At 69.7% G+C, this 23579-nt stretch carries 22 protein-coding genes and 4 pseudogenes; 16 read left to right on the top strand and 10 right to left on the bottom strand.

The window, feature by feature from the left end:
- Window positions 1–631: 631 nt before the first annotated feature.
- Together ABD369_RS27945 and ABD369_RS27950 are read left to right on the top strand one after the other, a co-directional pair.
- On the top strand, window positions 632–1615 hold the full coding sequence (locus tag ABD369_RS27945) for an aldo/keto reductase (RefSeq protein ID WP_344639324.1): 984 nt from the start codon (window positions 632–634) through the stop codon (window positions 1613–1615).
- Between the two features lie 507 nt (window positions 1616–2122).
- Window positions 2123–2986, top strand: coding sequence for an SDR family oxidoreductase (locus tag ABD369_RS27950; protein WP_344639325.1), 864 nt, complete (start codon window positions 2123–2125; stop codon window positions 2984–2986).
- Between the two features lie 221 nt (window positions 2987–3207).
- Here ABD369_RS27950 and ABD369_RS27955 read toward each other — a convergent pair whose 3' ends face one another.
- From ABD369_RS27955 to ABD369_RS27965, 3 genes are all read right to left on the bottom strand, one after another.
- A complete protein-coding gene (locus ABD369_RS27955) occupies window positions 3208–3405 on the bottom strand; it encodes a hypothetical protein (protein WP_344639326.1) in 198 nt (65 codons plus the stop codon).
- Window positions 3406–3998: 593 nt separating this feature from the next.
- Window positions 3999–4556: a sigma-70 family RNA polymerase sigma factor gene (locus tag ABD369_RS27960; RefSeq protein ID WP_344639327.1), complete on the bottom strand. Its 558-nt coding sequence runs from the start codon at window positions 4554–4556 to the stop codon at window positions 3999–4001.
- 267 nt (window positions 4557–4823) lie between these two features.
- Window positions 4824–5519 carry an ArsR/SmtB family transcription factor gene (locus ABD369_RS27965; protein ID WP_344639328.1) on the bottom strand — a complete coding sequence of 232 codons (696 nt, stop codon included), beginning with the start codon at window positions 5517–5519 and terminating at the stop codon, window positions 4824–4826.
- Window positions 5520–5584: 65 nt separating this feature from the next.
- On the opposite strand from ABD369_RS27965, the gene ABD369_RS27970 reads away from it, so the two are divergent.
- The 4 genes and pseudogenes from ABD369_RS27970 to ABD369_RS27985 form a co-directional block, all read left to right on the top strand.
- Complete coding sequence (locus ABD369_RS27970) at window positions 5585–6913, top strand: hypothetical protein (protein ID WP_344639329.1); 1329 nt, start codon at window positions 5585–5587, stop codon at window positions 6911–6913.
- 2 nt (window positions 6914–6915) lie between these two features.
- Complete coding sequence (locus tag ABD369_RS27975; protein ID WP_344639330.1) at window positions 6916–7725, top strand: isocitrate lyase/PEP mutase family protein; 810 nt, start codon at window positions 6916–6918, stop codon at window positions 7723–7725.
- Between the two features lie 346 nt (window positions 7726–8071).
- Window positions 8072–8500 carry a hypothetical protein gene (locus ABD369_RS27980; protein ID WP_344639331.1) on the top strand — a complete coding sequence of 143 codons (429 nt, stop codon included), beginning with the start codon at window positions 8072–8074 and terminating at the stop codon, window positions 8498–8500.
- Between the two features lie 101 nt (window positions 8501–8601).
- Window positions 8602–9665 (top strand): annotated as a pseudogene (locus tag ABD369_RS27985) (IS701 family transposase); the annotation flags it as partial.
- Between the two features lie 509 nt (window positions 9666–10174).
- Here the strand turns inward: ABD369_RS27985 and ABD369_RS27990 are convergent.
- The gene (locus tag ABD369_RS27990) at window positions 10175–10654 is read right to left on the bottom strand and encodes a DUF5994 family protein (RefSeq protein ID WP_344639332.1); all 480 of its coding nucleotides are present in this window, start codon (window positions 10652–10654) and stop codon (window positions 10175–10177) included.
- A gap of 313 nt (window positions 10655–10967) precedes the next feature.
- Between ABD369_RS27990 and ABD369_RS27995 the strand changes: the two genes are divergently transcribed.
- Window positions 10968–11156 (top strand): hypothetical protein, encoded by a 189-nt coding sequence (locus ABD369_RS27995; protein ID WP_344639333.1) that lies wholly within the window; start codon window positions 10968–10970, stop codon window positions 11154–11156.
- 340 nt (window positions 11157–11496) lie between these two features.
- Here the strand turns inward: ABD369_RS27995 and ABD369_RS28000 are convergent, their stop codons facing one another.
- Window positions 11497–11664 carry a hypothetical protein gene (locus ABD369_RS28000; RefSeq protein ID WP_344639334.1) on the bottom strand — a complete coding sequence of 56 codons (168 nt, stop codon included), beginning with the start codon at window positions 11662–11664 and terminating at the stop codon, window positions 11497–11499.
- A gap of 28 nt (window positions 11665–11692) precedes the next feature.
- A complete protein-coding gene (locus ABD369_RS28005) occupies window positions 11693–12049 on the bottom strand; it encodes a PRC-barrel domain-containing protein (protein WP_344639335.1) in 357 nt (118 codons plus the stop codon).
- Window positions 12050–12272: 223 nt separating this feature from the next.
- Between ABD369_RS28005 and ABD369_RS28010 the strand changes: the two genes are divergently transcribed.
- Entirely contained in the window at window positions 12273–12452 is a 180-nt protein-coding gene (locus ABD369_RS28010; protein WP_344639336.1) for a hypothetical protein, read from the top strand.
- Window positions 12453–12756: 304 nt separating this feature from the next.
- On the opposite strand, the gene ABD369_RS28015 is transcribed toward ABD369_RS28010, so the two are convergent.
- The gene (locus tag ABD369_RS28015) at window positions 12757–15012 is read right to left on the bottom strand and encodes an APC family permease (RefSeq protein ID WP_344639337.1); all 2256 of its coding nucleotides are present in this window, start codon (window positions 15010–15012) and stop codon (window positions 12757–12759) included.
- A 438-nt stretch (window positions 15013–15450) separates the two neighbouring features.
- Between ABD369_RS28015 and ABD369_RS28020 the strand changes: the two are divergent.
- The 3 genes and pseudogenes from ABD369_RS28020 to ABD369_RS28025 form a co-directional block, all read left to right on the top strand.
- A pseudogene (locus ABD369_RS28020) lies at window positions 15451–15630 on the top strand (DUF1918 domain-containing protein); the annotation flags it as partial.
- A gap of 418 nt (window positions 15631–16048) precedes the next feature.
- A pseudogene (locus ABD369_RS41270) lies at window positions 16049–16138 on the top strand (universal stress protein); the annotation flags it as partial.
- A 106-nt stretch (window positions 16139–16244) separates the two neighbouring features.
- On the top strand, window positions 16245–16484 hold the full coding sequence (locus tag ABD369_RS28025) for a hypothetical protein (protein ID WP_344639338.1): 240 nt from the start codon (window positions 16245–16247) through the stop codon (window positions 16482–16484).
- A gap of 96 nt (window positions 16485–16580) precedes the next feature.
- Here the strand turns inward: ABD369_RS28025 and ABD369_RS28030 are convergent, their stop codons facing one another.
- The 3 genes and pseudogenes from ABD369_RS28030 to ABD369_RS28040 form a co-directional block, all read right to left on the bottom strand.
- The gene (locus ABD369_RS28030; RefSeq protein WP_344639339.1) at window positions 16581–16790 is read right to left on the bottom strand and encodes a SpoIIE family protein phosphatase; all 210 of its coding nucleotides are present in this window, start codon (window positions 16788–16790) and stop codon (window positions 16581–16583) included.
- A pseudogene (locus tag ABD369_RS28035) lies at window positions 16720–16941 on the bottom strand (serine/threonine-protein phosphatase); the annotation flags it as partial. The gene ABD369_RS28030 and the pseudogene ABD369_RS28035, both read right to left, overlap by 71 nt.
- 1146 nt (window positions 16942–18087) lie before the next feature.
- Window positions 18088–19014, bottom strand: coding sequence for a siderophore-interacting protein (locus ABD369_RS28040; protein WP_344639340.1), 927 nt, complete (start codon window positions 19012–19014; stop codon window positions 18088–18090).
- Window positions 19015–19116: 102 nt separating this feature from the next.
- On the opposite strand from ABD369_RS28040, the gene ABD369_RS28045 reads away from it, so the two are divergent.
- The 5 genes from ABD369_RS28045 to lepB all read left to right on the top strand — a co-directional run bounded on the left by ABD369_RS28045 (window position 19117) and on the right by lepB (window position 23488).
- Window positions 19117–19920: a TetR/AcrR family transcriptional regulator gene (locus ABD369_RS28045; protein ID WP_344639341.1), complete on the top strand. Its 804-nt coding sequence runs from the start codon at window positions 19117–19119 to the stop codon at window positions 19918–19920.
- A 179-nt stretch (window positions 19921–20099) separates the two neighbouring features.
- The gene (locus ABD369_RS28050) at window positions 20100–20675 is read left to right on the top strand and encodes a MarR family winged helix-turn-helix transcriptional regulator (protein ID WP_344639342.1); all 576 of its coding nucleotides are present in this window, start codon (window positions 20100–20102) and stop codon (window positions 20673–20675) included.
- Window positions 20672–21577, top strand: coding sequence for an ABC transporter ATP-binding protein (locus ABD369_RS28055; protein ID WP_344639343.1), 906 nt, complete (start codon window positions 20672–20674; stop codon window positions 21575–21577). The genes ABD369_RS28050 and ABD369_RS28055 overlap by 4 nt, the downstream gene beginning before the upstream one ends.
- Entirely contained in the window at window positions 21537–22424 is an 888-nt protein-coding gene (locus tag ABD369_RS28060; RefSeq protein WP_344639344.1) for an ABC transporter permease, read from the top strand. The genes ABD369_RS28055 and ABD369_RS28060 overlap by 41 nt, the downstream gene beginning before the upstream one ends.
- A 185-nt stretch (window positions 22425–22609) precedes the next feature.
- The gene (gene lepB / locus ABD369_RS28065) at window positions 22610–23488 is read left to right on the top strand and encodes a signal peptidase I (RefSeq protein WP_425557798.1); all 879 of its coding nucleotides are present in this window, start codon (window positions 22610–22612) and stop codon (window positions 23486–23488) included.
- The last annotated feature ends 91 nt before the right edge of the window (window positions 23489–23579 follow it).

Below are 23579 nucleotides of genomic sequence, written 5' to 3' on the forward strand. Positions count from 1 at the left end.
GCGCAGTTCATGCACGCGCGGGACACCGTAGGCACCCCTGGAAGCGAGGTGGATCACGCTGATCTCGGCCGCGAGGAGTTCCTCCTCGCGCAGGCGGCCCCGGCGGGCGGCCTCGCCGGCCCGCCAGGCGTAGAACGACGGCCGTGAAGTTCCACCCTGCGCTCGGACACTCTCCGTCTACGCCGCGAGGGTGTGACCTTGCTGGTGCCGCTGGCGATCTCGAGTGGTGTGAGGAAGCCCCACTCGGGTGCCTGCGCAGACGCCTACGGTTATAGAAGGTCTCGATATGCGCGAAGACCTCCGCGCGGGCGGTGGCGCGGTCCGGCCAGACCCGGGTGCCGATCTCTTCCTTCAGTACGGCGAAGAAGCTCTCAGCGGCGGCGTTATCGTAACAGGAGCCGACTCGTCCCATCGACTGCCACATGTCCAACTTTCCTATCTCGCTGCGGAATTCATTCGACGTGTATTCATCGAATTCAATCAGTCGTCGCAACACAGGCTCTTGGGGAGGCCGCCGAGGGGGCCCTGGCTGCCGCGGGGGCGGCTGTCGTGGTCAACGACCGTGGTGCCGAACGCGTCGCCAAGTCCGATGACCGACCAAGCGCCCCGAATCCAGATAAGGAACACCATCGTGAACCTCCGTGAGATCCTGCCCGCGCGCATCGGCTTCGGAACCGCGCCGTTGGGCAACATGTTCCGCGCCGTCCCGGACGACGAGGCCATCACGACCCTGAATTCCGCCTGGGACCAGGGCATCCGCTACTACGACTCGGCTCCGCTCTACGGGGCCGGCCTGGCAGAAATCCGCCTCGGCAAACTTCTGTCCAGCAAGCCAAGGGACAGCTTCGTACTGTCGACCAAGGTCGGCCGCGTCATCCTGGATGAGGTCGAGACCGGCGCCAGCGACCTGGGCGACAAGGGCACCCTGTTCGAGTACGGCCGCCCCAATACGATCATGCACGAGTGGACGGCCGAAGCCACCGAACGCTCCATCGAGAACAGCCTGGAGCGGCTCGGCGTGGACCGCCTGGACATCGTCCGGGTGCACGACATCTCCCAGGACTTCCACGGCGACATCACAGGCGCGTTCCGCGTGCTGTCCCGCCTCCGCGACGAGGGCACCATCAAGGCCTGGGGCCTGGGTGTCAACCTCACTGAACCGATCGAGATCACCCTGGCCTTGGACGAGCCCAGGCCCGACGGCTTCCTGCTGGCAGGCCGGTACACCCTGCCGGACCACGAGCACGCCCTCCAGCGGCTGCTGCCGATGGCCGAGGAGCAGGGTGTCGGCACGGTCGTTGGAGGCCCCTACAGCTCCGGTGTCCTGGTCGGCGGAACCCACTTCGAGTACGCGGACGCGCCGCCGGCGATCCTGGAGAAGGTTCGCCGCATCAAGGAAATCTGCGTGCGACACGGGGTGGGCGTCAAAGCGGCGGCCCTGCAGTTCTCCCTCGCCCACCCTGTCTCTGCCGCCGTCATCCCCGGCGCCACCAAACCGAGCCGGGTCGCGGAGGACCTCGCCGCTCTCGGCGAGCAGATCCCGGCCGAATTCTGGCGCGACCTACGGGAAAACGGCATGGTCAGCCCGCAGGCGCCCCTGCCTGGCGGAGTCTGAGCCGCTGGCTCCACCCAGCAGAACTCACCAACGCCGGAGGAACCCTCATGGCATCGACATCTGTGAGCCGGATCGTCGATCGGAACGGTCTTCCAGCAGGCTCACGGGGCGAAGAAAACTCCATGATCTTGGAAGTCCATGCCTGCTTTGCGCCTGGGTCGACCAACCCGCCGCAGACAATGACTAATCAGACGATCCGTCACTTTTCCAGGTCTGCCCAGATTCTGAGTAGAGGTCATCAATCACTGTGCGCGCTGCTATTAGCTCTTGAGCATTGCTCCCTCCCGTGCTGCCAATACCCGATTGGCCTACTTGGATTGCCGTCCCCAGCGGAATACGTTGATCATAATCGTGCAACGCTCCCGGCCAGAATGCCTCGCCTGCCACCCCGAGAGGGAGCGTCCTCGCGCACGACAGCCAGCGTGTCAGCGTGCCTCAGTCGACTCTCAGTGAACGGTCAAAGCGTCGACGACTGCGGGACCAACACCATGAAAGGATGCACTCGGCATGGCGAATGCGGAACTTAGGAAGGTCCTTATCACGGGAGCGGGCACCGGCTTCGGGTTCGAAGCCGCTATGCGCCTGGCGGAGAAGGGCTTCGACGTGATTGCGGGGGTGGAGATCTACGCCCAGGTGCAAACACTGAAGTGGCAGGCAGCCGAGCGCGGAGTCAAGCTTCGGGTCGAGAAGCTCGACGTCACGAACGACGGTGACCGTCGCAAGGCTCTCAACTGGGGTGTGGAAATCCTCGTAAACAACGCCGGAGTCGGCGAAGGCGGCTCCACAGTTGACATTCCCGAGTCGAACATTCGGCACCAGTTCGAGGTCAACGTCACCGGGCCCCTGGTCCTCACCCAGGGGATCGCCAAGCAGATGATCAAGCGCGGGGCAGGCCGCATCGTCTGGGTTTCTTCGAGGGAGGGCCTGAACGTCAACCCGTTCACCGGCATCTACTCCGCCTCCAAGCACGCAGTCGAGGCGATCGCCGAGACTATGGCCTACGAGCTGCAGGAGCACAAAATCGAAGTCGCCACGGTCAACCCTGGGCCCTTCCTGACCGGGTTCAACGACCGCATGTTCCAGACCTGGGAGAGCTGGGAAGATGACCCGTCCCAGCGGCTCTTCGACTACTCCAAACTCTCCTTCCCCCGCGCGCAGTTCGACCCTGAAGCGGTCTATGCGACGTTGACGGCCGTCGCTGCCGGCGAGGTAGACAGTTACCGCAATTTGGAGCCCAAGTCGATGCTTGAAGAGACCAAGCATCTTCAGGAGGTTCCGTGGGAGCGCAAGATCACGGACGGCCTCGGGACCCGACACCCGGCCATCCAGCATTCCTACGAGATGAAGCCGGAGACTCCTGTCGCCGAGTGACCCCCACTCCGCAGGTGACCGCGGGCAGAAGAGGTTCCTGAGTTGCACCGGTGGTCGCGCACCGCCCGTCCTCCCCTTGAAGTTCCCCGGGGAACTTCAGCTTGACCAGCAACGATGACTTTCCGAGCCCCACAGGCTTGAAGCGCAGGTTGATGGCGCTTTCCTCGCCTACTGCCAGCGCGCGCAGGACCGGCGCGGCAAAGACCGACCTGTCACGCGGCTTACGACGATTCCTCGGTCCAACTGATGCACGCGATCATCGACGTCGGGAAGCTGTGGATCTGCGAATCCCAGCGGATGTGCACCCAGGACTCCTCCCTGCGAACCTGCATGTCGGGCATCTCCCTTCCGTAGACGGTGCCGCCGACGACCAATCTGTCGAAGTTGAACACGACTGTTGCGGTGATGAAGTCGCCCATGTAGATCAGGGTGCGCCCGGCAGGGCACGGCCGCATCCGGCCCGGACGGCACCGAGACCTCGCGCCAGCGGGCCAGGTGGTGCCAGCCGGGGGCTTGGGCAGGCGTTCACAACTTGACCCCAGGACGGCCTACGCCGGCCGGTAACGGCCGCCCGTATAAGCCTCCCGATCGATCCGGTACATCTCGGCCTTGAACGTGGTCCGCCTCTGCCGGTCCTCCGCGTTCGGGATCCACGGAGGGACCGCCCGCGCACAGGTGCACCTTCTGATGGTCGAAACCGTGCCGCACCGCAGGGCAATGGAGAGCAGTATGGATTCGGGTCCGCTGCGGATCGTCGGGGGCCGCCATGAACCGGGTGGAGATCGCGGTCTGCCGTTTCGACCGGTTCCAGCAGCGTCATAGTGTCGTGGGCCTGCCGTTCGCGGTAATCCAGAAATTCGGCAACGACCAGGCCGGCGGCAAGGCGACGCTGATCGCCTACTACGGGCTGTTCGCCAAGCGGGTTCTTCGCGATCACCATCGGCCTGCTGTCCTGGCTGTACATGGGAGCCCGCCTGACCCTGCTCGCGGCGGAGATCAACGTGGTCCTGCACTACCGGCTGTGGCCGCGCTCGATGACCCAGCCACCGTTCCCCCGGTCGCAGTCGCCGAGCCGGTCGAGCAGGGCGCCGCCGGAGTCGTCGGTACCGTCGTCGCGCGTGGCGTCCAGCGAGTCGCAGTAGAAGACACGTCCGGCGTCCAGGCCGGCGGCGACCTGCTCGCGGGTGAGGCCGAGGTCGTCGGCGAGCTCCTCGGGCGTGGGCAGCCTACCGAGTCGCTGCTCCAGCCGGTCGGAGCCGCGGGCGGTCATCAGGTAGAGCTCCTGGACGCTGCGGGGAACGCGCAGCGTCCAGGACGTGTCGCGGAAGAACCGTTTGATCTCGCCGGTGATGGTGGGCAGGGCGTAGCTGACGAACTCGACGCCGCGGTCCGGGTCATAGCCGTCCACGGCCTTGATCAGGCCGATGGTGCCGACCTGGAGGATGTCGTCCATCTCGGCGGCACGGTGGCGGAACCGCACGGCGACGAAGCGGACCAGCGGCCTAGGAGCGTGGGTCAGTAAGAGCCCGCGCAGATAGGCGGCGTGGAGATCCGGCAGCAAGGCGGACACAGGTGGCTGTGCAATCGAGGATGGGAGTCGTTCCGACGTGACTGCGGGAGTCGCCTTCTGGCCGAGTCTGCAACGTCGGTTTGATTTGACGTCAGCCAGCGTCTTTGCGGTGGGATCGTGGAGTATGCAATTCCCGTAGGGCCGCCTGGAGCGTGCGTGCGTTCGGGGATTCGCCTGGGGGGGCGTCCTCAACTCCCGCAAGCATTGCAGCTCCTGCGAGCGGCGCGGTTCACCTGGGGTGCAGGAGAAGCTGGGGCCGGGCCGCGCTCAGTCGAGGGTGATGCCGAACAGGTCGTGAAGGGCGTCGGTGCCGGACGCGGTGACCCGCAGGGCGCGGCCGGTGCCGATGGGTTCGAGCCAGCCCGCGTCCATCGCGTGCGCGCACAGCGCTGCGCCGAGGGCGCCGGCGAGGTGGGGGCGGCGTTCGGTCCAGTCGAGGCAGCTGCGGACCAGCGGGCGGGAGCCGCGGCGCTTCTTGTCCACGTCGAGGCCGATGCCAGTCAGCCAGGCGCGGCCTGGTGTGGTCACGATCAGACCCATGTCCTTCGTGACAACGCCGCGTGCCAGCAGGGCGTCCGCGAGGGCGACGCCGAGGCGGCCGGCGAGATGGTCGTAGCAGGTCCGGGCGCGTGCCTCAGCGCTTCGGCGGGCGCTGTCGCGCAGATTGCGCGGTGCGGGTACGGACGCCGACTCTGCCGCGAACGCGGCCATGTCCTCGACCAGCGCGGCGGTGTCGGGCCCGGCCAGCCTCAGGTAGCGGTGACGGCCCTGGCGCTCCTCGGCCAACAGCCCTCCGGCGACCAGACGGGACAACTGCTCGCTCGCGGTCGATGCCACGACGCCCACGTGGTGGGCCAGTTCGCTCGCGGTCCAGGCGCGGCCGTCCAGCAGCGCGAGGCAGATCGCGGCTCGGGTGGGGTCGGCCAGCAGCCCGGCGAGCCGGGCCAGAGGTTGCGCGGACATGAGGCCATCATGCCCCGGCTACGGTTCGGTGTGCGCCGAAGTATTCCGCACGTAGCGTGAGCCGCATGACGATCTCCGACCCGCCCGTCCGCTCGTCCCGTGTCACCGCGTACGCCGACGCCCGCGCGGCGCTCGACCAGCCGCTGCTGGTCCCCGAACCCGTCGCCGACGCGGCGGATGCGCCCGCCGGCTCCCTGGCCTGGCTGCGCGCCGCTGTCGCCCGCTTCACCGGCGACACGCGGGCGCACGCCCGTCAGCGCGCCCACGCGGTGGCGGAGCTTGCGCGCCTGGACCCGCGCGAACTGCGCCGGGCGGCTGCCGGTTCGGCGGTCGGCGCGGACGACCGGCACACCGTCGTCCGCATCCTGGCCGAAGAGCTTGGCCTGCCGGGCCCGGACGCGGTGGCCGACGCGGTCATGACCGTCTCCGCCGGATACTTCGGCAGCGAACTGACGCCCACCCAGGCAAAAGCTGTCGACGAGGCCATCGCGTCGCTGCTCGCCCGGACCGCCCAGGGGGAAGGCGTGGAGGACCTGGAGTTCGCCGCGCAACGGATCGGGCTGTTGGTGCAGGCGTGCGACGCAACCGCCCGATTGGTCGAGCACGCCCGCCGGAGCGCGCCGGACGGGCTCCCACCAGGTGGCGCGGACGCCCTCCTCGCCGAGGTGCTGCGGCACGACCCGCCGGTGACCGCGCTGCGCCGACGAGCGCTGGCCGACGTCCGCGTGGGCGCGCTGGACCTCCGGGCCGGGGAGGTGGTGCTGGTCGACGTCACCGCCGCACAGCAGGACGCCCCCGCTGGCGGCGACCAGGCCGATTCGGACATCGGCACCCACGACGACCCGACCCCTCTCGCCTTCGGCGCGGGGCCGCACCGGTGTCCGGGCCAGGCCCAGGCACTGGCGCTCGCCGCCGGGCTGCTGGAGCGGGACGACCCGGCCACGCAGGTCACAGAGGCGGTCGCACGGGTGCTGGACCTCGCCGCGACCTGGACCGCCTGGGACGGGCGACCGTTGGCGGTGGACGACCGCGTCTACACCCCGCACAAGGCGATCCGCCGAGCCGCCGACCATCTGGTGGATCACCTCGCCGAGTTGGAGGCCCGCCTGGCGGGCCAGGAGCCGCAGCCGGACCACTGGCACGCCTCGGCGACCACCACCCCGGCCGACCTCGCGTCGTTCACCACGGAGGACCTTGACGAGGCGCGCAGCCGCCTGGTCCGGATCGGCCGGATCTGGGCCGACCGCCTCGAGGCGCTGAGCGACGCGCAGTTGGACCGCTCGCCCGGCCAGGGCTGGCCCTTCCGGCTGCTCGCCGCGCATGTCGCCGGCTCGCTGGACTACTACGCCGGAGCCGTTGGCCGTTTCGGTGCCGCTGCCAATCCCGAGGAGTAGGTATGAGCACTGCCGGCGCTTCCGCCGCCATCGCCTTCCGCAACCTGCACCACCGCCCCGGCGCGCCGCTGCTGCTGCCGAATGCCTGGGACCACGCCTCCGCGGCCGCGCTGGCCGCGGCCGGTTTCGCCGCCGTCGGCACCACCAGCCTGGGTGTCGCCGCCGCGGCCGGGCTGCCGGACGGGGCCGGCCGGACCCGTACTGAGACGCTACGGCTCGTGCGCCGGATCGGGGGCGGGCCCTTCCTACTCTCCGTCGACATCGAGGGTGGCTTCAGTGACGACCCGGCCGAGGTCGCCGACCTCGCGGCGGAACTCGCCGAGGCGGGCGCGGTCGGCGTCAACCTGGAGGACGGCCGCGGCACCGGCGACCTCACCCCGCCGCGCCTGCACGCGGCGAAGATCACCGCGGTCAAGGCGGCCGTGCCCTGGCTCTTCGTCAACGCCCGCACCGACACCCATTGGCTGGGCGGGGGACGCGAGGCGGAGACGGCATCTCGTCTGGCGGTCTACCGGGACGCGGGCGCGGATGGCGTCTTCGTGCCGGGTCTGACCGATCCGGCGTCCATTGCGGCGGCAGTGGGCACGACCGCGTTGCCGCTCAACGTCCTCGCTACACCGGACGGGCCTTCGCTCGCCCGCCTCGCCGAACTCGGTGTGCACCGGGTCAGTCTCGGCTCGCTGCTGTTCCGGCTCGCCCTCGGAGCGGCCGTGGACACCGCCGCCAGCCTGCGCGCGAACGGTGTGTTCCCGCAGACGCCCTCGGTCCCGGGCTATGCCTCGGTACAGGCCCTGGCTTCACCCGGGAGCTGAGGACACGACGGGCTCCCAGGCGCATCGGTCTCGTCGCTTGCGCCGCACCGGACACGTGGGGTTACGACGCTCTGTTCTCGGTGTGCGTCGTGAGGGCCGCTCGCTGGAGTCCGACCCAGGAGCACCCTGCCATCGCGCCGGGCCCTCGGCATGCCCAACGTCTGACGGCAGCCCCGCAACCTCCGATACAGGGATCGCCCCAGATCAGCCGACGCGAACCGAAACGCGGAGGCTAGGACTAGTACGGTTGAAGCCCATGGAGAGATCGGGCGCAAGTCTGTATGGGGACCCGTGCGGCGGTTGCGGCTTCGAGTGGTCGGTGACCCCGGGGGAAGCGATTCGGGTCGTGGAGGAGCTGCCGACTCGCTTCCGCGCGCTTCTGGCGGGGCGCACGGGATTCGAACGTCACCCGGGTCTGTCGTGGACGCCCGCAGCGTACGTCAGCCACGTGACTGACAACCTGCGGAACTGGGCTGAACGGCTTGCCGGAGCCCGGCTGTCCGGGGCGGTTGACGTACCCGGCTACGACCCGGACCTTGTCGCGCGGGCCCGCCACTACAACGAGATCGCTCCCACTGCGGCGCTGTGGTCGCTGGAACACGCGGTCGATGCCCGGGCTGCATCGGTGACTTCCGCGCTGGAGGAGGGGACCGTGCTGCAGCATGCCACCCGCGGAGTTCAGCGCGCCGAGGATGTCGCGCGCAACAACGCCCACGACGGGCACCATCATGCGTGGGATATCGAGCGCATCCTGCGGCACACGACCCCCGTGTGAGAACTGGAACGGCCACCGCGTGATCATCAAGGGTTGTGTCGACTCCTGAAGATCGTGCGGTGGCCGCGGGCCACAGCATAGACGTTGCCCACTGGCGGGCGATGTTCGAACAGGCCATGGCCCGGATCGCGAGCCGGTTCAAACGAGTGGAGCCGCGTGCCACGGCCCGCGCCTTCGTGCTCGGACTGCTCTCCGGCATCGAGCGGAAGAACTGCTGGCGGCCGGCCGAACAGGCCGGCCACCGCCCCGGGCCGATGCAGCGGCTGCTGCGAATCGCCCGCTGGGACGCCGACGCGGTCCGCGACGACATCCGCGCCTACGTCCTCGAACATCTCGGTGCCGCCGACGGCGTCCTGATCGTCGACGAGACAGGGTTCCTGAAGAAGGGCACCGCCTCGGCAGGCGTGCAACGGCAGTACACACCGGGACTGCAGGACGGATCGAGAACAGCCAGGTCGGCGTCTTCCTCGCTTATGCCTCCAGCAGAGGCAGGGCGTTGATCGACCGTCGGCTCTACCTGCCCGACACATCGTGGTGCCAGGACGGCGAGCGTCGCACGCGTGCCGGGGTGCCCGGCCATGTCGAGTTCTCGACCAAGCCCACGCTGGCCGGGCAGATGATCACGTCAGCGTTGGACGCCGGGATCGACGCGTCCTGGGTGACTGGCGACGAGGCATATGGCCAAGACCCCGGCCTGCGTGCCCTGTTGGAGTCCCGCCGGGTCGGCTATGTCCTGGCCGTCGCCTGCAGCACGCGAGTACGGATCAACCAGGGGCGAGTCGCTGTTCGCGCGGATACCATCGCCGAGCACCTGCTGCCCTCGGCCTGGCACCGGCAGAGCGTCGGAGCCGGGGCGAAGGGGCCCCGCTACTACGACTGGGCCTGGATCGAGATCAGCGCCGACCGGCACCGACACCTGCTGATCCGCCGCAACCCGAACAGCGACGAACTCGCCTTCTACCTGTGCTGGTCCCCCAGGCGAGTGCCGCTGTCCGAGCTGGTCCGCGTGGCCGGGACCAGGTGGTGCATCGAGGAGTCCTTCCAGGCAGCGAAAGGCCAGGTCGGCCTGGACCACTACCAGGTCCGCCACTGGACCGCCTGGCACCGGCACATCACCCTGGCCATGCTGGCGCGGGCCTTCCTGGCCGTGCTCACCGCCGACGCGACGCCGACCAGGACCGCACAGCCGAACCGGCATCCCCGCAGCACCGACCCGATCGACCTGACCACTCCGGAGATCCGCCACCTGCTCGGCGCCCTGCTGAACCCGCCCAGTACATCCCCGCCCAGGCTGCTGCACTGGTCAACCTGGCGCAGACGCCACCAAGCCACCGCCCGCCGCAGTCACTACCGGCGGCGACTCGCCGACCCCGCGACTGGATAGATCACGAAGTCGCACTGAAGTATTAGTGGGGCGGCCTGGTCGGGGGCACGGTATTCGTTGAGGAGTCCGCCGAACAGTCGGAGATGGTTGATCGCGGCAGCAGGTAGGGGATGACAGCCGGTGCCCGGTCGTTCTCGTCCCGATGTCCCGGACAGGACCGGGCGGCACCAGTCTCGGCACGGGCCGAAAGGAGCGCCCCGCCTCGTACAGAACCACCGCTGCCCTAGCCCGGCACGACGTGAGTCGGGGGAGGCGGTGAGCGGTGTGGCGTCATGGGCCGGTGAACGGTGTCATCCGCCAGCCGTCGGGTGGTCTGCGGTCGGCACGCCAGCGGCTGTCAGGAGGTCGGTGCCGGTGTGGGTGTTGGCGGGGTCGGCGGCTGCTGTCATCAGCTGCTCGGCGGTGGCCGCATCGGTTTCCGGGGGGATCACCAGGAGCTCCAGGCGCAGGGGGATGAAGGAGCACACGATGACCTCGTCCGCGTCCTGTTCCTGTTCGAACCATCCGACGTGGATGACGTGGCCTGCGACCGGGACGCGCCGGGGGATGACCGGCCAGTGCGTCGGGTTCACGGTGACACGGGTGATCTTCCCCCACTTGGGGTCCAGTGCTGTCGCCAGCGGGGGAAGTTCACGAAGGAGGTCGTGCGAGCGGGGCCACCAGGCGCCGTCCAGGCGGCCCGGGGTGGCGCTGCCGGGTGTCAGCGAGAGTCGGACCGGCGGTTCGGGCCCCGGTGGCTGGGAGGCGGCGGGATCGAAGGTCGCGGTCATGTCGAGTACCTGCCTCGGGCTCGTTGTGGACTACCCGGTGCCGCCGCCGGGGCACCGCAGACGAATCCGCACGTCGCCGACGGCGACTTCTTCCAAAGTAGTCGCAGCCAAGGGCCCCTGGCGAGCGTGGGACTGTCCATGAAGCCGATACCTCGTGAACGCCCTGGCGCCGGCATGGGCAGGACACCGGTCTTGCCGAAGCCGCCCAAACCCGATTTGCCGCCGGACGCCTCGGGTCTCCCTGATGTACACGCCAGGTCGTCGATGACGTTGCGTCAATTTCCCTTGTGGGGAGAGGATTTGGCGGTCCGCGATGAAGAATGGCCCGGTATGGGAGGCGGTGCCACCAGTGTCGTACGACGATCTTCGGGGAGATGACGGTTATGGCGAGGTCCGGGCGCTGATGGTGGGCCGCCCTTTTACCGCCTCGGCACACCAGCACGCCATCGGCGTCGCCCCCGGCCTCATCCGGTCCGGCTGGCACCTGCACCTGCATTCCTGATCCTCGCGGCCGCTGAACCGGCCGGCCCGGCCACCGGCAGAACCGTCCAAGGGGCCGCTGAACCGGTCGGCCCGGCCACCGGCAGAACCGTCCAAGGGGCCGCTGGACATGCAGTACCAGGACAAAGCCGACGGCGTCACGTATGAGTACGACCTGCACTCGAGCGGAGCGCTGCGGATCCTGCGCGTCTTCGAAGACACTCCGCATGTGGTCGAGGCGTACTTCAGCTGCCGCGTGGCTCCAGGTCGCGGGGCACCTGCCGACGAAGTGGTTCCGAGTACTGATCCGCAGCCGCACCGGTACACCCGCCGCGCGCCGCATGGCGGGTGTACCGGATGTGTCAGCGGTTGGCGGAGCGGCCTCCGCGCCGGAACCTGACGGCGGAGATGACCACGGCGATCACGAGCACGGCCACGCCGATGAACAGCAGGTAGAGAAGGCCCTTGGCGACGACTCCGACGATGCCGAGCAGGATTGCCACGATGATCAGGAACAGCACCAGTGCCATCCTCGACCTCCTCCGGGATCTGCCGGTCCTACCGGCGTGCCAGGCGCCGTTCGCCGCCCGCGCCCGGCGCGTAGTCCAGCTTGTAGTGGGCGAAGACGGCCGCCTCGTCCTCGGCCGGCAGCTCGCCGTCGGTGTCGATCGCCGGAGCCTTCTTGACCCGGCTCCTGGGGTGGGCGACCTGCAGGTAGCCCGGTCCGACCCTCGCATCGGCGAGGGGGACGAACACCAGGCGGCGGCGCGCGGGCAGCCCGACCGTGACGGTGGCGAACGATGGCTGGTCGGTCGCGGTGTCCACGTAGACGGACTCCAGCGTGCCGATCCTGTGGCGATCGACATCGACCACGTCGTGGCCGCGCCATTCCCGGATGTCACCCGCCTCGAACACCAGCAACCTCCGACTTCGGTGAGCACCTCCCATCGTCCCACCGGGCCACCGCCGCGCCCTGTGGCGAGGGCGGAAGTCCACCGGTCGCCAGCAGCTGGTCAGGCCCATACCGTCGTGTTCTGGAACAGGGTCGTCGTCACAGGAGGCCAGGATTCGGCACTACCGGTGGAATCTCGAGACCCAGGATGACGACGGCCACTGGTCCCAACAGGACGGCGCTCCCATGCCGAACCCGCTGGAATACGACGGACCGCCCCCGCAGGTGGCGAACCACCTGCGGGACGTGTTCGTGCGCACGCTGTCCACTCCCGCTCCCGGCCCCCGGGCGATCACAGTCCGAGCCTGGGAGGGGCGACCCTCGGTCGGCGAGCCCCAGGCCGAAACCGAGTGGTCACGCGAGTAACGCGACCAGTCTCAGCCAGCAGGACGGGCCTGCACACCCTGCCGCGCCACTCCTGTCGGACGTTCCTCCCCCAGGGACGGATCCGGTCATGCGAGGCGCCGGGCTATGTAGGTGCGGGCCGTGCGGCGGCGCGCATCCGGGCGATCTCCGCGCGCCTGTCGGCCTCACCCGGGTCATTGGCCGGCAGGACAGCCGACGGCAGGAGCTCAAGTCGGAGCGGAACTCCCGCTCTGCGGCACTGTCGTCCCCATCCGCGGTGGGCAAGGCGCTCGGGTTGGACGCGTCGGGCTGCTTTCGCGCTGTGCTACACGTGGAACGGGACGGTCGTGACGACGATCTTCGGCAGGGGTCGGAGTGCCCGTCGCAACCGAGCCGCGAGTCGGTTGTGCAGGAGGCGGTGCCGCCAGTGCCGGACGACGATCTCCGGGAGGATGACGGTCAGAGTGAGGTCCGGGCGCTGATGGTGCAGTGACTCGATGTAGTTGACCAGCGGAGCGACGATCGTGCGATAGGGGGAGACCACGATCTTCAGCGGTAGGTGGTCGCCCCACTCACGCCAGTACTCGCGGAAGCGTTGGGCCTCGTCCTCGCTGGGGCTGATGTGGAGCGCGAGGACGGGCTGCTGGAGTGAGGCCGCGTAGGCCAGCGCACGCATGCCGGCCAGGTCCAGCGTGGCGATCGGCACGATCGACAGCGGGTGGATCTCCTCGGGAGTCTCCTCGGTCTCCGCTTCTGACTGGGCCTCGGTTGGCGCCTCGGGCTCGGGGCTCGACGTCTGTGCGTTGGTTCGCTTCGCGCCGTCCTCCGAGCGCGGCGGTGTGATGGTACGGCTGGGGACTTCGACTGCGTGCGGATGCAGTTCAAGCGCTTTGCCGACCACGTCGTAGTGGTGCCGGATTCGTGTCGTCACCAGGATGAACAGTCCCACCACGAGCACGGCGAACCAGGCGCCTTCGGTGAACTTGGTGACTCCGGCGGTGATGAAGACGATCGCCGAGAGCAGGGCGCCGGTGGCGTTGAAGGCCAGGCTCTTGCGCCAGTGGCGGTCGCGCAGGCGCCACCAGTGGACGACCATGCCGGCCTGCGACAGCGTGAAGGCGAGGAAGACGCCGACGGCGTACAGCGGGATCAGCGGTGCGGTCCTGCCGTCGAACGCCGCGTAGATCGCGGCCGCTGCGACCGAGAGCAGGATGATCCCGTTGCTGAAGGCCAGCCGGTCGCCCAACCGCAGGAAGATCCGCGGTGCCTGGTTGTCACGCGCCAGCAGGAACAGGACTCGGGGGAAGTCGTTGTAGGCGGTGTTCGCCGCGAGCAGCAGGATCGCCGCCGTGGCCGCCTGCGTGAAGACGTACAGGAAACCCGGGCCGAAGGCGCGATGGGCGAGCTGCGACAGCACCGTCTCCTTCGCCGAGGGCACGACGCCGTCGAGATGGACCAGAGCGATGGTGCCCGCGAACAGCGCGATGAGCAGACCGACCATCCAGGTCAGTGTCGTGCGGGCATTGCGCCATTCGGTCGGCCGGAAGGCCGGTACCGCGTTGGAGATCGCCTCGATGCCGGTCATCGCCGTCGAACCGGAGGCGAAAGCGCGCAGCACCAGCAGCACGTCGACGCCCTCGGTCGCCGTCAGCCGCGGTGCCGCAACAGGCTGGAAGCCACGGTCGGCCGCGTCGAACAGACCCAGGGCGACCAGGACGAAGACCGCGAGGACGAAGGCGTACGTCGGTGCGGCGAACAGCACACCCGCCTGACGCACACCCCGCAGGTTCCCGGCGAGCAGCACGGCGATCACGACAACGCCGATCGCAACGATGTCGGGTTCGAGTGAGGGGATCGCCGAGGTGACCGCCGCCATCCCGGAGGCGACCGAGACCGCGACCGTGAGGATGTAGTCGGTCATCAGACCGGCCGCGGCCGCCAGCCCGGGAACGCGGCCCAGGTTGGCGGTGGCGACGATGTACGAGCCGCCGCCGTGCGGGTAGGCACGGATCGTCTGACGGTACGACATCCCGACCGCGAGCATCAGGAACACGATCGTTGCGGCAACCGGCACCGAATAGCTCAATGCGGAGGCACCTCCCAGGACGAGGACTGCCAGCATCGCCTCGGGACCGTACGCGACCGAGGAGAGCGCGTCGGCGGAGAGCACCGGCAACGCCACCACCTTGCGCATCCGCTCATACGCGATCGCGGTGCTCCTCAACGGTGCCCCCAGCAGCACGTGCCGCACCCCGGAACCGACCCGGCCGAGCCGGGAAGGTCGCGTGTCCTCGCCGGTCGCCTCCACGCCCGACGGCTGTCCCCCAACCGGGGAGACCCGCACGAAACGACCGAAACGGACCGGCAGGATCTCCGAAGGAGCGGGATAACGACCGAGATCCGGATCCACGGGCAGCGCACGGCGCCACGCCTCCGGATCCCCCGACACCCGGCCCCACTCACGCCCCACCCAACGCAACACCCCTAGCTGCTCCTCGTCGAGGGTCGGCAGCAGGGCATCGGGGCTGGGCGCGCCGCCTTGCTGTGCTCCACCGCCGTCGTCCCGATCGGTATTCGACATGCCACACAGTGTTATGCAGGGCGGGCCCGGGCGGTGTACTGCTCGCGTGTCGGGGCGCCCACGTTGGCCCGATGCGCGGGAGGCCCGATCATGAAGACACGGGCAGCGGCACCCGGAAAGCCCGCGCCGGTCCGGGCGGGAGCGCAAGAAGGAGCCACGTTCGACAACATGCCAGGCCGACCCGGCGACACCGAGCGCGAACTGGGCAACGAGCTTCGGGAGCCGGGTGATTCGGTGCTCGGGTCCATGACGCGACAGGGCACGTCGAGGGCCGACGCGATCGGGCAGCCCGCCACGCCGGCACGGCGCCCTGAGCCGGTGGACACCGCGGCGGCTGGATACGGCTGGCCCCAAGAGGACCAGCGGATGTGTGATCCGCGCCTGGGGAGGCTCGCGGATGCCGGGCGGACAAAACCCTTCGGGCGGAAGGAGAACGTGATGAGAGCGGGTGGGGGATACCGGCTCATCGTGGAGAGCCCCACCAGCGGCGAGCCGCGCCGGGACGGTGAGATCGTCGCGGTGCACCACGCGGACGGCAGCCCGCCGTACGACGTGCGCCGGTCGGACGGCGGACGGACCACCCTGGTGTTCTCCGGCCCGGGCGCACACGTCCATCACTTCGCCCCTGCCGACCACGCGCGCTCACCTCGATAGCACGGTGACGGGCCGGGTCTCCAGCAGTCCGAAGGGACATGACGATGACTTCTGACGGACGGCCCCCGGTCGTGGTCGGCATCGCCCCTGAGCACCCCAGCCACCTGGTGCTCGCCTGGGCCTCCGACGAGGCGCACCGCCGTGGCCTGCCGGTGCGGTTGCTGCTGGCCAGCCGGTCATTGGCCCGCGCGGCCGTCTGGCCGTTGCGACCCGACCGGGAGGAGCTGGCCTGGCCGCAACGGGCGGTCGGCGAGCACGTACTGAGCGAGGCGGCACGCTTCGTCGGCGAGCGCCACCCGGACTTGCCAGGATCGGTCCGGCTGGTGGACGGGGGAGCCGGCCGAAGTCCTGCGCGCACAGGCCCGGGGGGGCGCTGCTCGTCCTGGGCTCGCGTCGGCTGTCCCCGGCCCGGGAACTGTTCACCGCCGGCTCGGTGGCCGTCTCGTTGATCGCGCACGTGAGTTGCCCGGTGGTCGTGGTGCGGGACCCGGAACAGGCCTCGCAGGCGGTCACCGCCCGCGCGCCAGGGGACCGCTCAGGGTTACGGTCGAGAAGGGGATCCGAAGGAGGTGAGCCGCATGCCGGAATACACGTGGCTCCTGTACGTGACCGACCAGCACGGCCGCAGGACCGGCCAGGACGGCCTTCCTGTGCCCTACCCCTTCCACAGCGACGACAGCGCCCAGGACGTCGCCGACAACCTGTGCGGCTACTTCGCGAAGTCGCTTCGTGACAGCTCCCCGAAGAAGATCGAAGTGGAAGTCTGGGAGGGGCGGCAGGCCGTGGAGACTCCCCACGCGAGGGCGGATTGGCCGTAGTCGAGCTCTCACAACTGTTCGACGAACATGTTCTGCCAGGCACTTGCTGCGGGGTCGGCTGAGTACCCCCCCCCGACAGTAACTGGAGCAGGCCGTCTACAAGTCCGGGTTGGCGAGGTGATCGGCGGTGCCGCCGCGCCACTCGACCAGGAAGTCCAAGGTCTGGATGACCCGGTGGTCGCGGATCAGCAGCGGGGCAGGGTGGCCCGCGTTGACCCATTGCAGGTGGCCCGTTGCGATGTCCAGCCGGCGGTACCAGCATGAGTTGGCCGTAGTCCTGAAGGAGGATCGAGATATCCCGGCCACCGATCGCGCGCACCTCCTCCGCCACCAGCGGAGCGATGAGCTGGGGCGGCAGCTCATGAGCCCGGTTCAGCAGCCGCCCCAGCAGCCGCTCACCGAATCCTTCGGGCCGGTCCACCACAGCCTTGCGGTTCTCCCGTGCGAATTCCGCCATGGGTACCTCAGTTCCCCGCGGCAGCCTTTTCCTCGTCCGGCTTCCCTGTCTTGCTTCGACGTAGATCCGCGGGCGTCTCACCGACGTTTTCTCCGTCCCAGCGTCGCACCGGCTCTCACCTCGCGACACCCGAGCCCGGATGGATCTCGTAACTGTGGGATGCGGCCCATGGTGCGGCTCATAGCCGAGGCGGCAAGGTGTTCGGGTGGCCCCTGCAGCCGGCCAACGGAAAAGCGTGACGCGAGCGACGGCCGCATCAGGAGCCGCACGGCCCCGCGTCTGTCCCCGGCGGCCCGATCGGGACAGGCAGCCGCGGGGGTGAGCTCATACGGCGGTATTTGTGAACCCGGAGGTCCCGAATACGCGTTTTGGGGAGTAGCCTGGAATGTGCCGGGAGAAGTTACCGGAAAGTCGATCGCGAGGAGGCGAATATGCAGCTCGGTAAGGCAGGAGCCCTGATTCTGCGACTCGTGATCGCGAAATTCCAGCCCAGCCTTTCGGCTGGGAGATAGCGGGGCCACGTAGGGGCCGGGGGCGCAGGTGCAAATCCTGTCGTTCAGACCAGTGTTTACGCAGGGCGTAGGCCGTTTCCGCAGAGATGCGGGGGCGGCCTTTTTGCTGTTCCGGCAGGTAGCAGCCGCAGCGAGGTTCCATCATGCGACCACCGGCATGCGGGCCGTTTCCTGCCATCGCTCTCCAGCGGGTGCCGAGCCGTCTCCGCGACAGCTCGCACCCACGGCCTACGTCTGCGCCACCGAGGCGTGGCCAAGACCCGTGGTCGATTCCGGCAGGCCGGGCCAAACTGCTGCCGGACACGATCAGCCAGCCGGTTGAGTCGGGCTCGGTCCCGCTGGGGACGGAGACGACGGCACTGTCGACGATCTCGGTTCGTGCTCCTCGGAATCTTGCTGACATTTTGCTGACTCCGCAGGGTCCGTCAGGCCCCTGAGCTGGGAAGAACCGCCAGGGGCGTGATAAGTAGTACTTAACTGTCGCAGTTGGCCGACACACCACACGGCTCGGCGCACCACCCGCTGGTGGTGTGCCGGGCCGTGTGGCTCGATCGGAGGCGGAGTGCGGTTCAGGGCGCCGACGAGGTGACACCCGGGCCCGTCGGGACCTGAGCGCCGAACCCCTCCGACGCCCTCACCCCTCCCCGGCCCCTCCGGCCCGGGCCTGGGCCAGGCGCTCCCGCGCCTCGGCCAGGTCCTCCGGGGTCGGGGCGTCGTCCTGGGACAGCTTCAGCCGCCAATAGCCGGTGAACTCGATCGACTGTTTGCCCAGCCCCCGATCGTGCACCAGGTGCCGGCGCAGGGCCCGGACCTCGGAGGACTCACCGGCCAGCCAGGCGAAGGCGGAGCCGGCGGGGAACTCGGCCCCCCGGACGGCTTCGAGCAGCGCCCCGCCCCGCCCGGGCAAGGTCCCGTCCCGGTGCAGCCAGTGCAGGCTCACCTCGGCGCGGCTGTCGATGCGCTGCTCGTCGGCCGCTTCACCGACCTCGATCCAGGCCAGCGCGCGGGCGCCCTCGGGCAGCGACTCCAGCAGGGTCGCGATCGCGGGCAGTGCCGTCTGGTCCCCGACCAGCAGGTACCAATCGGCCGCGCCGAGCGGCCGGGCGTAGTCGGCCGACGGACCGTACCGGCCGATCACGTCGCCGGGCTGCGCGGCGAGCGCCCAGCGCGTCGCCGGGCCGAGACCGTCACCGCGGCCGTCCGGCGCCCGGCCCGGCTGCTCGTACGACTCCAGGTGCGGATCCCCGTGCAGGACGAAGTCGATGTCGATCGCGCTCCGGTCCGGGTGGTGAGCGCGGACGGTGTAGCTGCGCAGCCACGGCCGCTCGTTTTCGGGAATCGCCAGATAGGCCTGGTACCAGCGCATCGCGTCACTGCCCTTCCCCGGCACCGGAAGCCGTGGAACGGACTGCCCGGGCCGCGGGAAGATCAGTTTCAGCTGCTGGTCCGGCCAGCGCGCAAGGTCGCCAAGTGCCTTGCCGGTGAAGGTGATTCGCACCATGTGCGGCGAGAGGCGGCGGACGGCGGCCACCGTGAGGAACGAGACGAGCTGCTCTTCCATGGCACTCCCCAGAAGTCGTCGGGCTCAGCCCGGCCGAATGCTAGCCTTTACGCCGTAAAGCGCGAGGCGCGAAATGGACTTTACACCGTAAGGAGGCAAGCGTTGGTCGTTTTCGCCGGGCGGGGAGACGCCGGCCGCTCGATGGCACTGCTCTGGCGCACCACCGAACCGCACCGCACCGCCGAACCGCGCCGGGGCGCCGGCCTGAGCGTGGATCTGATCGTGGACGCGGCGATCGAACTGGCCGACGCCGAGGGGATGGCCGCGCTGTCCATGCGCGCGGTGGGCGACCGGCTCGGGTGCACGGCGATGGCGCTGTACACCCATGTCGCGAACAAGAACGAGCTGCTGGATCTGATGCACGACCGGGTGCTCGGCGAGCTCACCGGCGAGCACGGGCCCGACCGGGGCTGGCGTGCGGCGGTGACGGCCTGGGCCGGTGACGCCTGCGCGTTCTACCTGCGCCACCCGTGGGTGCTCCAGGTCTCCCAGGCCCGGCCGGTGCTCGGACCGAACGAGTACGGCGTGCTGGAGGCCGTGGTCCGGATCCTGTACGCGACCGGCCTGCCCGCCGGGGTACTGCGGCGCCTGGTGGGATCACTGTTCCACCTCGTCCGGGCGACCGCGCAGACCATCGCCGAGTCACGCCAGGCCGCGAACGCCACCGGGGTCGGCGACGCGGAGTGGTGGTCGGCCCGCTCGGCCATGCTGCTGGAGGTCGCACCCGACTTCGCCGAGCGGTTCCCGACGGTGGTCCGGCTGGAGACCGAGGGCGCGGTCCAACCCGTCGACGACGGTACCCCCTACCTGGAACGGGAGGCCAGGGAGACGTTCGACATCGGGCTCACCATCCTGCTGGACGGGGTCGAGGCCGCCATCCTCCGCGCCGGATCGGCCGCAGGCTGAGCCGGATCCCCTACACCGGATCCCCACCGCCGGATGCCCCACCGCCGGATGCCCACGCCGGATCGGCCACGGGCTGAGCCCGATCTGCCGAGCCGGTCCGGGAGTTCGTGTCACGCCCCGAGTCGGATCGTCCGAACGCACCCTGCCGTTAGCTCTTACTCAGAGCTAAGATCGTGGACATGGCGCCGAAGGACCTCGCCGGCGAACTCACCGAGCAGTTGGCCGGCTTCCAACGGGTGTTGCGGCGAAGGCTCCGCAGCGGGAGCACGCCGCGGCTTCGGGGCGCTCAGGTCGAACTGATGCGCCTCGTGGAGGCCCAGCCCGGCCTCCGGGTCTCGGCCGCGGCCGAGGAGCTGTTCCTGGCCGGCAACTCGGTCTCCACGCTGGTCAATCAGCTGGTCCGGGCCGGGCTGCTGCGCCGCGAGCCCGACCCGCTGGACCGCCGGGCGGCGTTGTTGTACGTCACGCCGGCGGCCGTGGACCGGATGCATGCCTGGGACACCCTGCGCAGCGACCTGGTCCGGGAGCGTTTCGCCGCGCTGTCCGAGGAGGACCGGGCGGCACTCGCGGCCGCGCTCCCCGCGCTGCGCAGGCTGACCGAGAGCCTGTGCCAGGAGGAGTGCGCGGCACCGGAGTCGTCCGGCCGGGACCCGTGCGGCCGGGGTCAGTGCGGTACCGAGTACGGCGATCGGGAGCACCGCGAACGGGAGCACGGCGAACCGACCCACTGCGGGCAGGAGGGAGACCCGACATGACGGTGGCAGAGCCTGCCGGGCACGACCGGCGGCCGGACCTCTCCGGGCCGGATGCGCTGCGCTGTACCGGACTTCGCTACTACTTCGGCAGCACGCGGGCCGTGGACGGGGTGGATCTGGAGGTCCGGCCCGGGGAGGTCTTCGGACTGCTCGGCCCCAACGGCGCGGGCAAGACCACCGCGATCCGGGCGATCACCACGTTGCTGCCGGTGCCGCCGGGGATGGTCGAGGTGTTCGGCCACGACTGCGCCCGGGAACGGATGGCCGTGCGGCGCCTGCTCGGTTACGTGCCACAGCAGTTGTCGGCGGACAGCGGGCTGACCGGCCGGGAGAACGTCGCGCTCTTCGCCCGGGTCTTCGACGTACCGCGCCGTGAGCGCGCCGCCCGGGTCGCCGCGGCGCTGGCGGCGGTCGGGCTGACCGAGTCGGCCGACCGGCTCGCGGGCACGTACTCGGGTGGCATGGTGCGCCGACTGGAGCTGGCGCAGGCCCTGGTCAGCGCGCCGCGCTTGCTGATCCTGGACGAACCGACGATCGGGCTCGACCCGATCGCCCGTACCAGTGTCTGGGAGCACATCACCCGGGTCAGGGTGGCCACCGGGATGACGGTCCTGGTCACCACGCACTACATGGACGAGGCGGAGCAGAACTGCGACCGGGTCGCCCTGATGCACCGGGGGCGGATCCGGGCCGTCGGCTCCCCGGAGGAGCTCAGGGCCGGGCTCGTCCGCGCGAGGCGGTCCACCGGGGCCGCCACCGACGGGCCACCGACAGCGCCGACCCTGGAGGACGTCTTCCGGCACTACGCCGGGAGCGGCCTCGACGGCCGGGAATCCACCGAGGACGGAGGCGACTTCCGAGATGTCCGCCGTACCCGCCGCACCGCGTCCCGCGTCGGCTGACCAGGATCCGGGCACGTCCGGGTCGGCCGGCACCGCGTCGTTCCAGGAGAGCCTGCTGCTGACTCCGCCACGGCCCCGCCGGGGCTGGCGGATGGTGGCCGGCCGGCTGGCCGCCATGTGCCTGGTGGAGCTGCAGAAACTGCGGCACGACCGGACCGAGCTCTACACCCGCGCCGTGCAGCCGGTGCTCTGGCTGCTGGTCTTCGGGGAGACCTTCACCCGGATCCGGGCAATCCCGACCGGCGACGTGCCGTATGTGGACTACCTGGCGCCCGGGATCATCGCGCAGTCCGCGATGTTCATCGCCATCTTCTACGGGATCATGATCATCTGGGAGCGGGACTCCGGGGTACTGACCAAGTTGCTGGTCACGCCGACCCCGCGGTCCGCGCTGGTCGCCGGCAAGGCCTTCGCCGCCGGGGTCAAGGCCCTGATCCAGGCGGTCGTGGTGGTGCTGGTCGCCGCCGTGCTGGGCGTCTCGTTCAGCTGGAACCCGTTGCACCTGGCCGGAGTCGCCGTAGCGGTCATGCTGGGCTCGGCGTTCTTCGCCTGTCTGTCGGTGTCGATCGCCGGGATCGTGCTCACCAGGGACCGCCTGATGGGCATCGGTCAGGCCATCACCATGCCGCTGTTCTTCGCCTCCAACGCGCTCTACCCGGTCTCGCTGATGCCGGGCTGGCTGCAGGCCATCAGCAAGGGCAATCCGCTCAGCTATGAGGTCGACGCGCTGCGCGGCCTGCTGCTCGGCACCCCCGCGCACCTCGCCCTCGACTTCTCGGTGCTGGCCTGCGCCGCGCTCGTCGGCATCGGCACCGCATCCGCCCTGATGGGGCGGCTGGCACGCTGACCGGGGCCGGCTCGGACCGCGTGGTCGGCACACCGGCGACCACCCGGCACCGGCCGGCCGAGGCCGGTTCCAGGACGGGCGCCCGAGCTCGGCCTGCGGGTTCCGGACCGGCCCGGCCGGGTACCGGGAACCACCGTGCGTTGAATGGGGGTGGGGGCGCACCGGGCGTCCTCGCAGGCACGGGTATGGACACGGGGGACGGCATGGGCCACAGACTGGGACGGAATCGGGCAGCGCGCGCCCAGGAGCGTGCGAAGCGTCCGATGTGGGTGGAGATTCCGGTCATGGCCGCGATCGCGCTGGTACTGGCCTTCGTCATCAAGACGTTCTTCGTCCAGGCCTTCTACATCCCGTCCGGCTCGATGGAGAACACCCTGCGGCTGGGTGACCGGGTCCTGGTCGACAAGCTGACACCCTGGTTCGGCTCCACGCCCTCGCGCGGCGACGTGGTGGTGTTCCGGGATCCTGGCGACTGGCTGGCCAACGAGCCCACGCCGCACGCCGGTGTCGTGCAGAAGGCGCTGAGCGCGGTCGGGCTGATGCCGTCGGCCGACGAGAAGGACCTGATCAAGCGCGTCATCGCGGTCGGCGGGGACACCGTCAGGTGCACCGCGGGCTCCCCCGTCTCGGTCAACGGCGTCGCGTTGAACGAGCCCTACCTCTACCCGGGCGCGACCCCCTGCGACAACGACCCGGTCGGGACGGTCACCGTGCCCAAGGGCAAGCTCTGGGTGATGGGCGACCACCGCGACAACTCCGAGGACTCGCGCTTCCACCAGCTCACCGCCGCGGGCGACGGCTTCGTCCCGCAGGAGAACGTCATCGGACGCGCCTTCGTGGTGGCCTGGCCGGTCTCGCACTGGGCCACCCTGCCGGAGCCGGACACCTTCAACCAGCCCCAGCTCCGGGCGCAATCGGCGTCCAACGCACCCGCCGCCGAGTCCCCCGCGCTGCTTGGCGTGGCCTCGGCAGTCCCGCTGACGTTCTGGCTGCGGCGCCGACGCACGGCGGTCACGGCCTCACCCGCAGCAACCGCAGCCGTCGCGCCGCAGGGGCGCGAGTAGTCGCACGGCGTACCGTCGTGCGGCTACCGCTCCGGGCGATCCGACCGGGTCGCGGCGGGCCGCCGGCGGCCGACCGCACGCCGCCACCCGG

Origin of the sequence: Kitasatospora cystarginea, assembly GCF_039533515.1 — a bacterium.
Taxonomy (GTDB): Bacteria; Actinomycetota; Actinomycetes; order Streptomycetales; family Streptomycetaceae; genus Kitasatospora; species Kitasatospora cystarginea.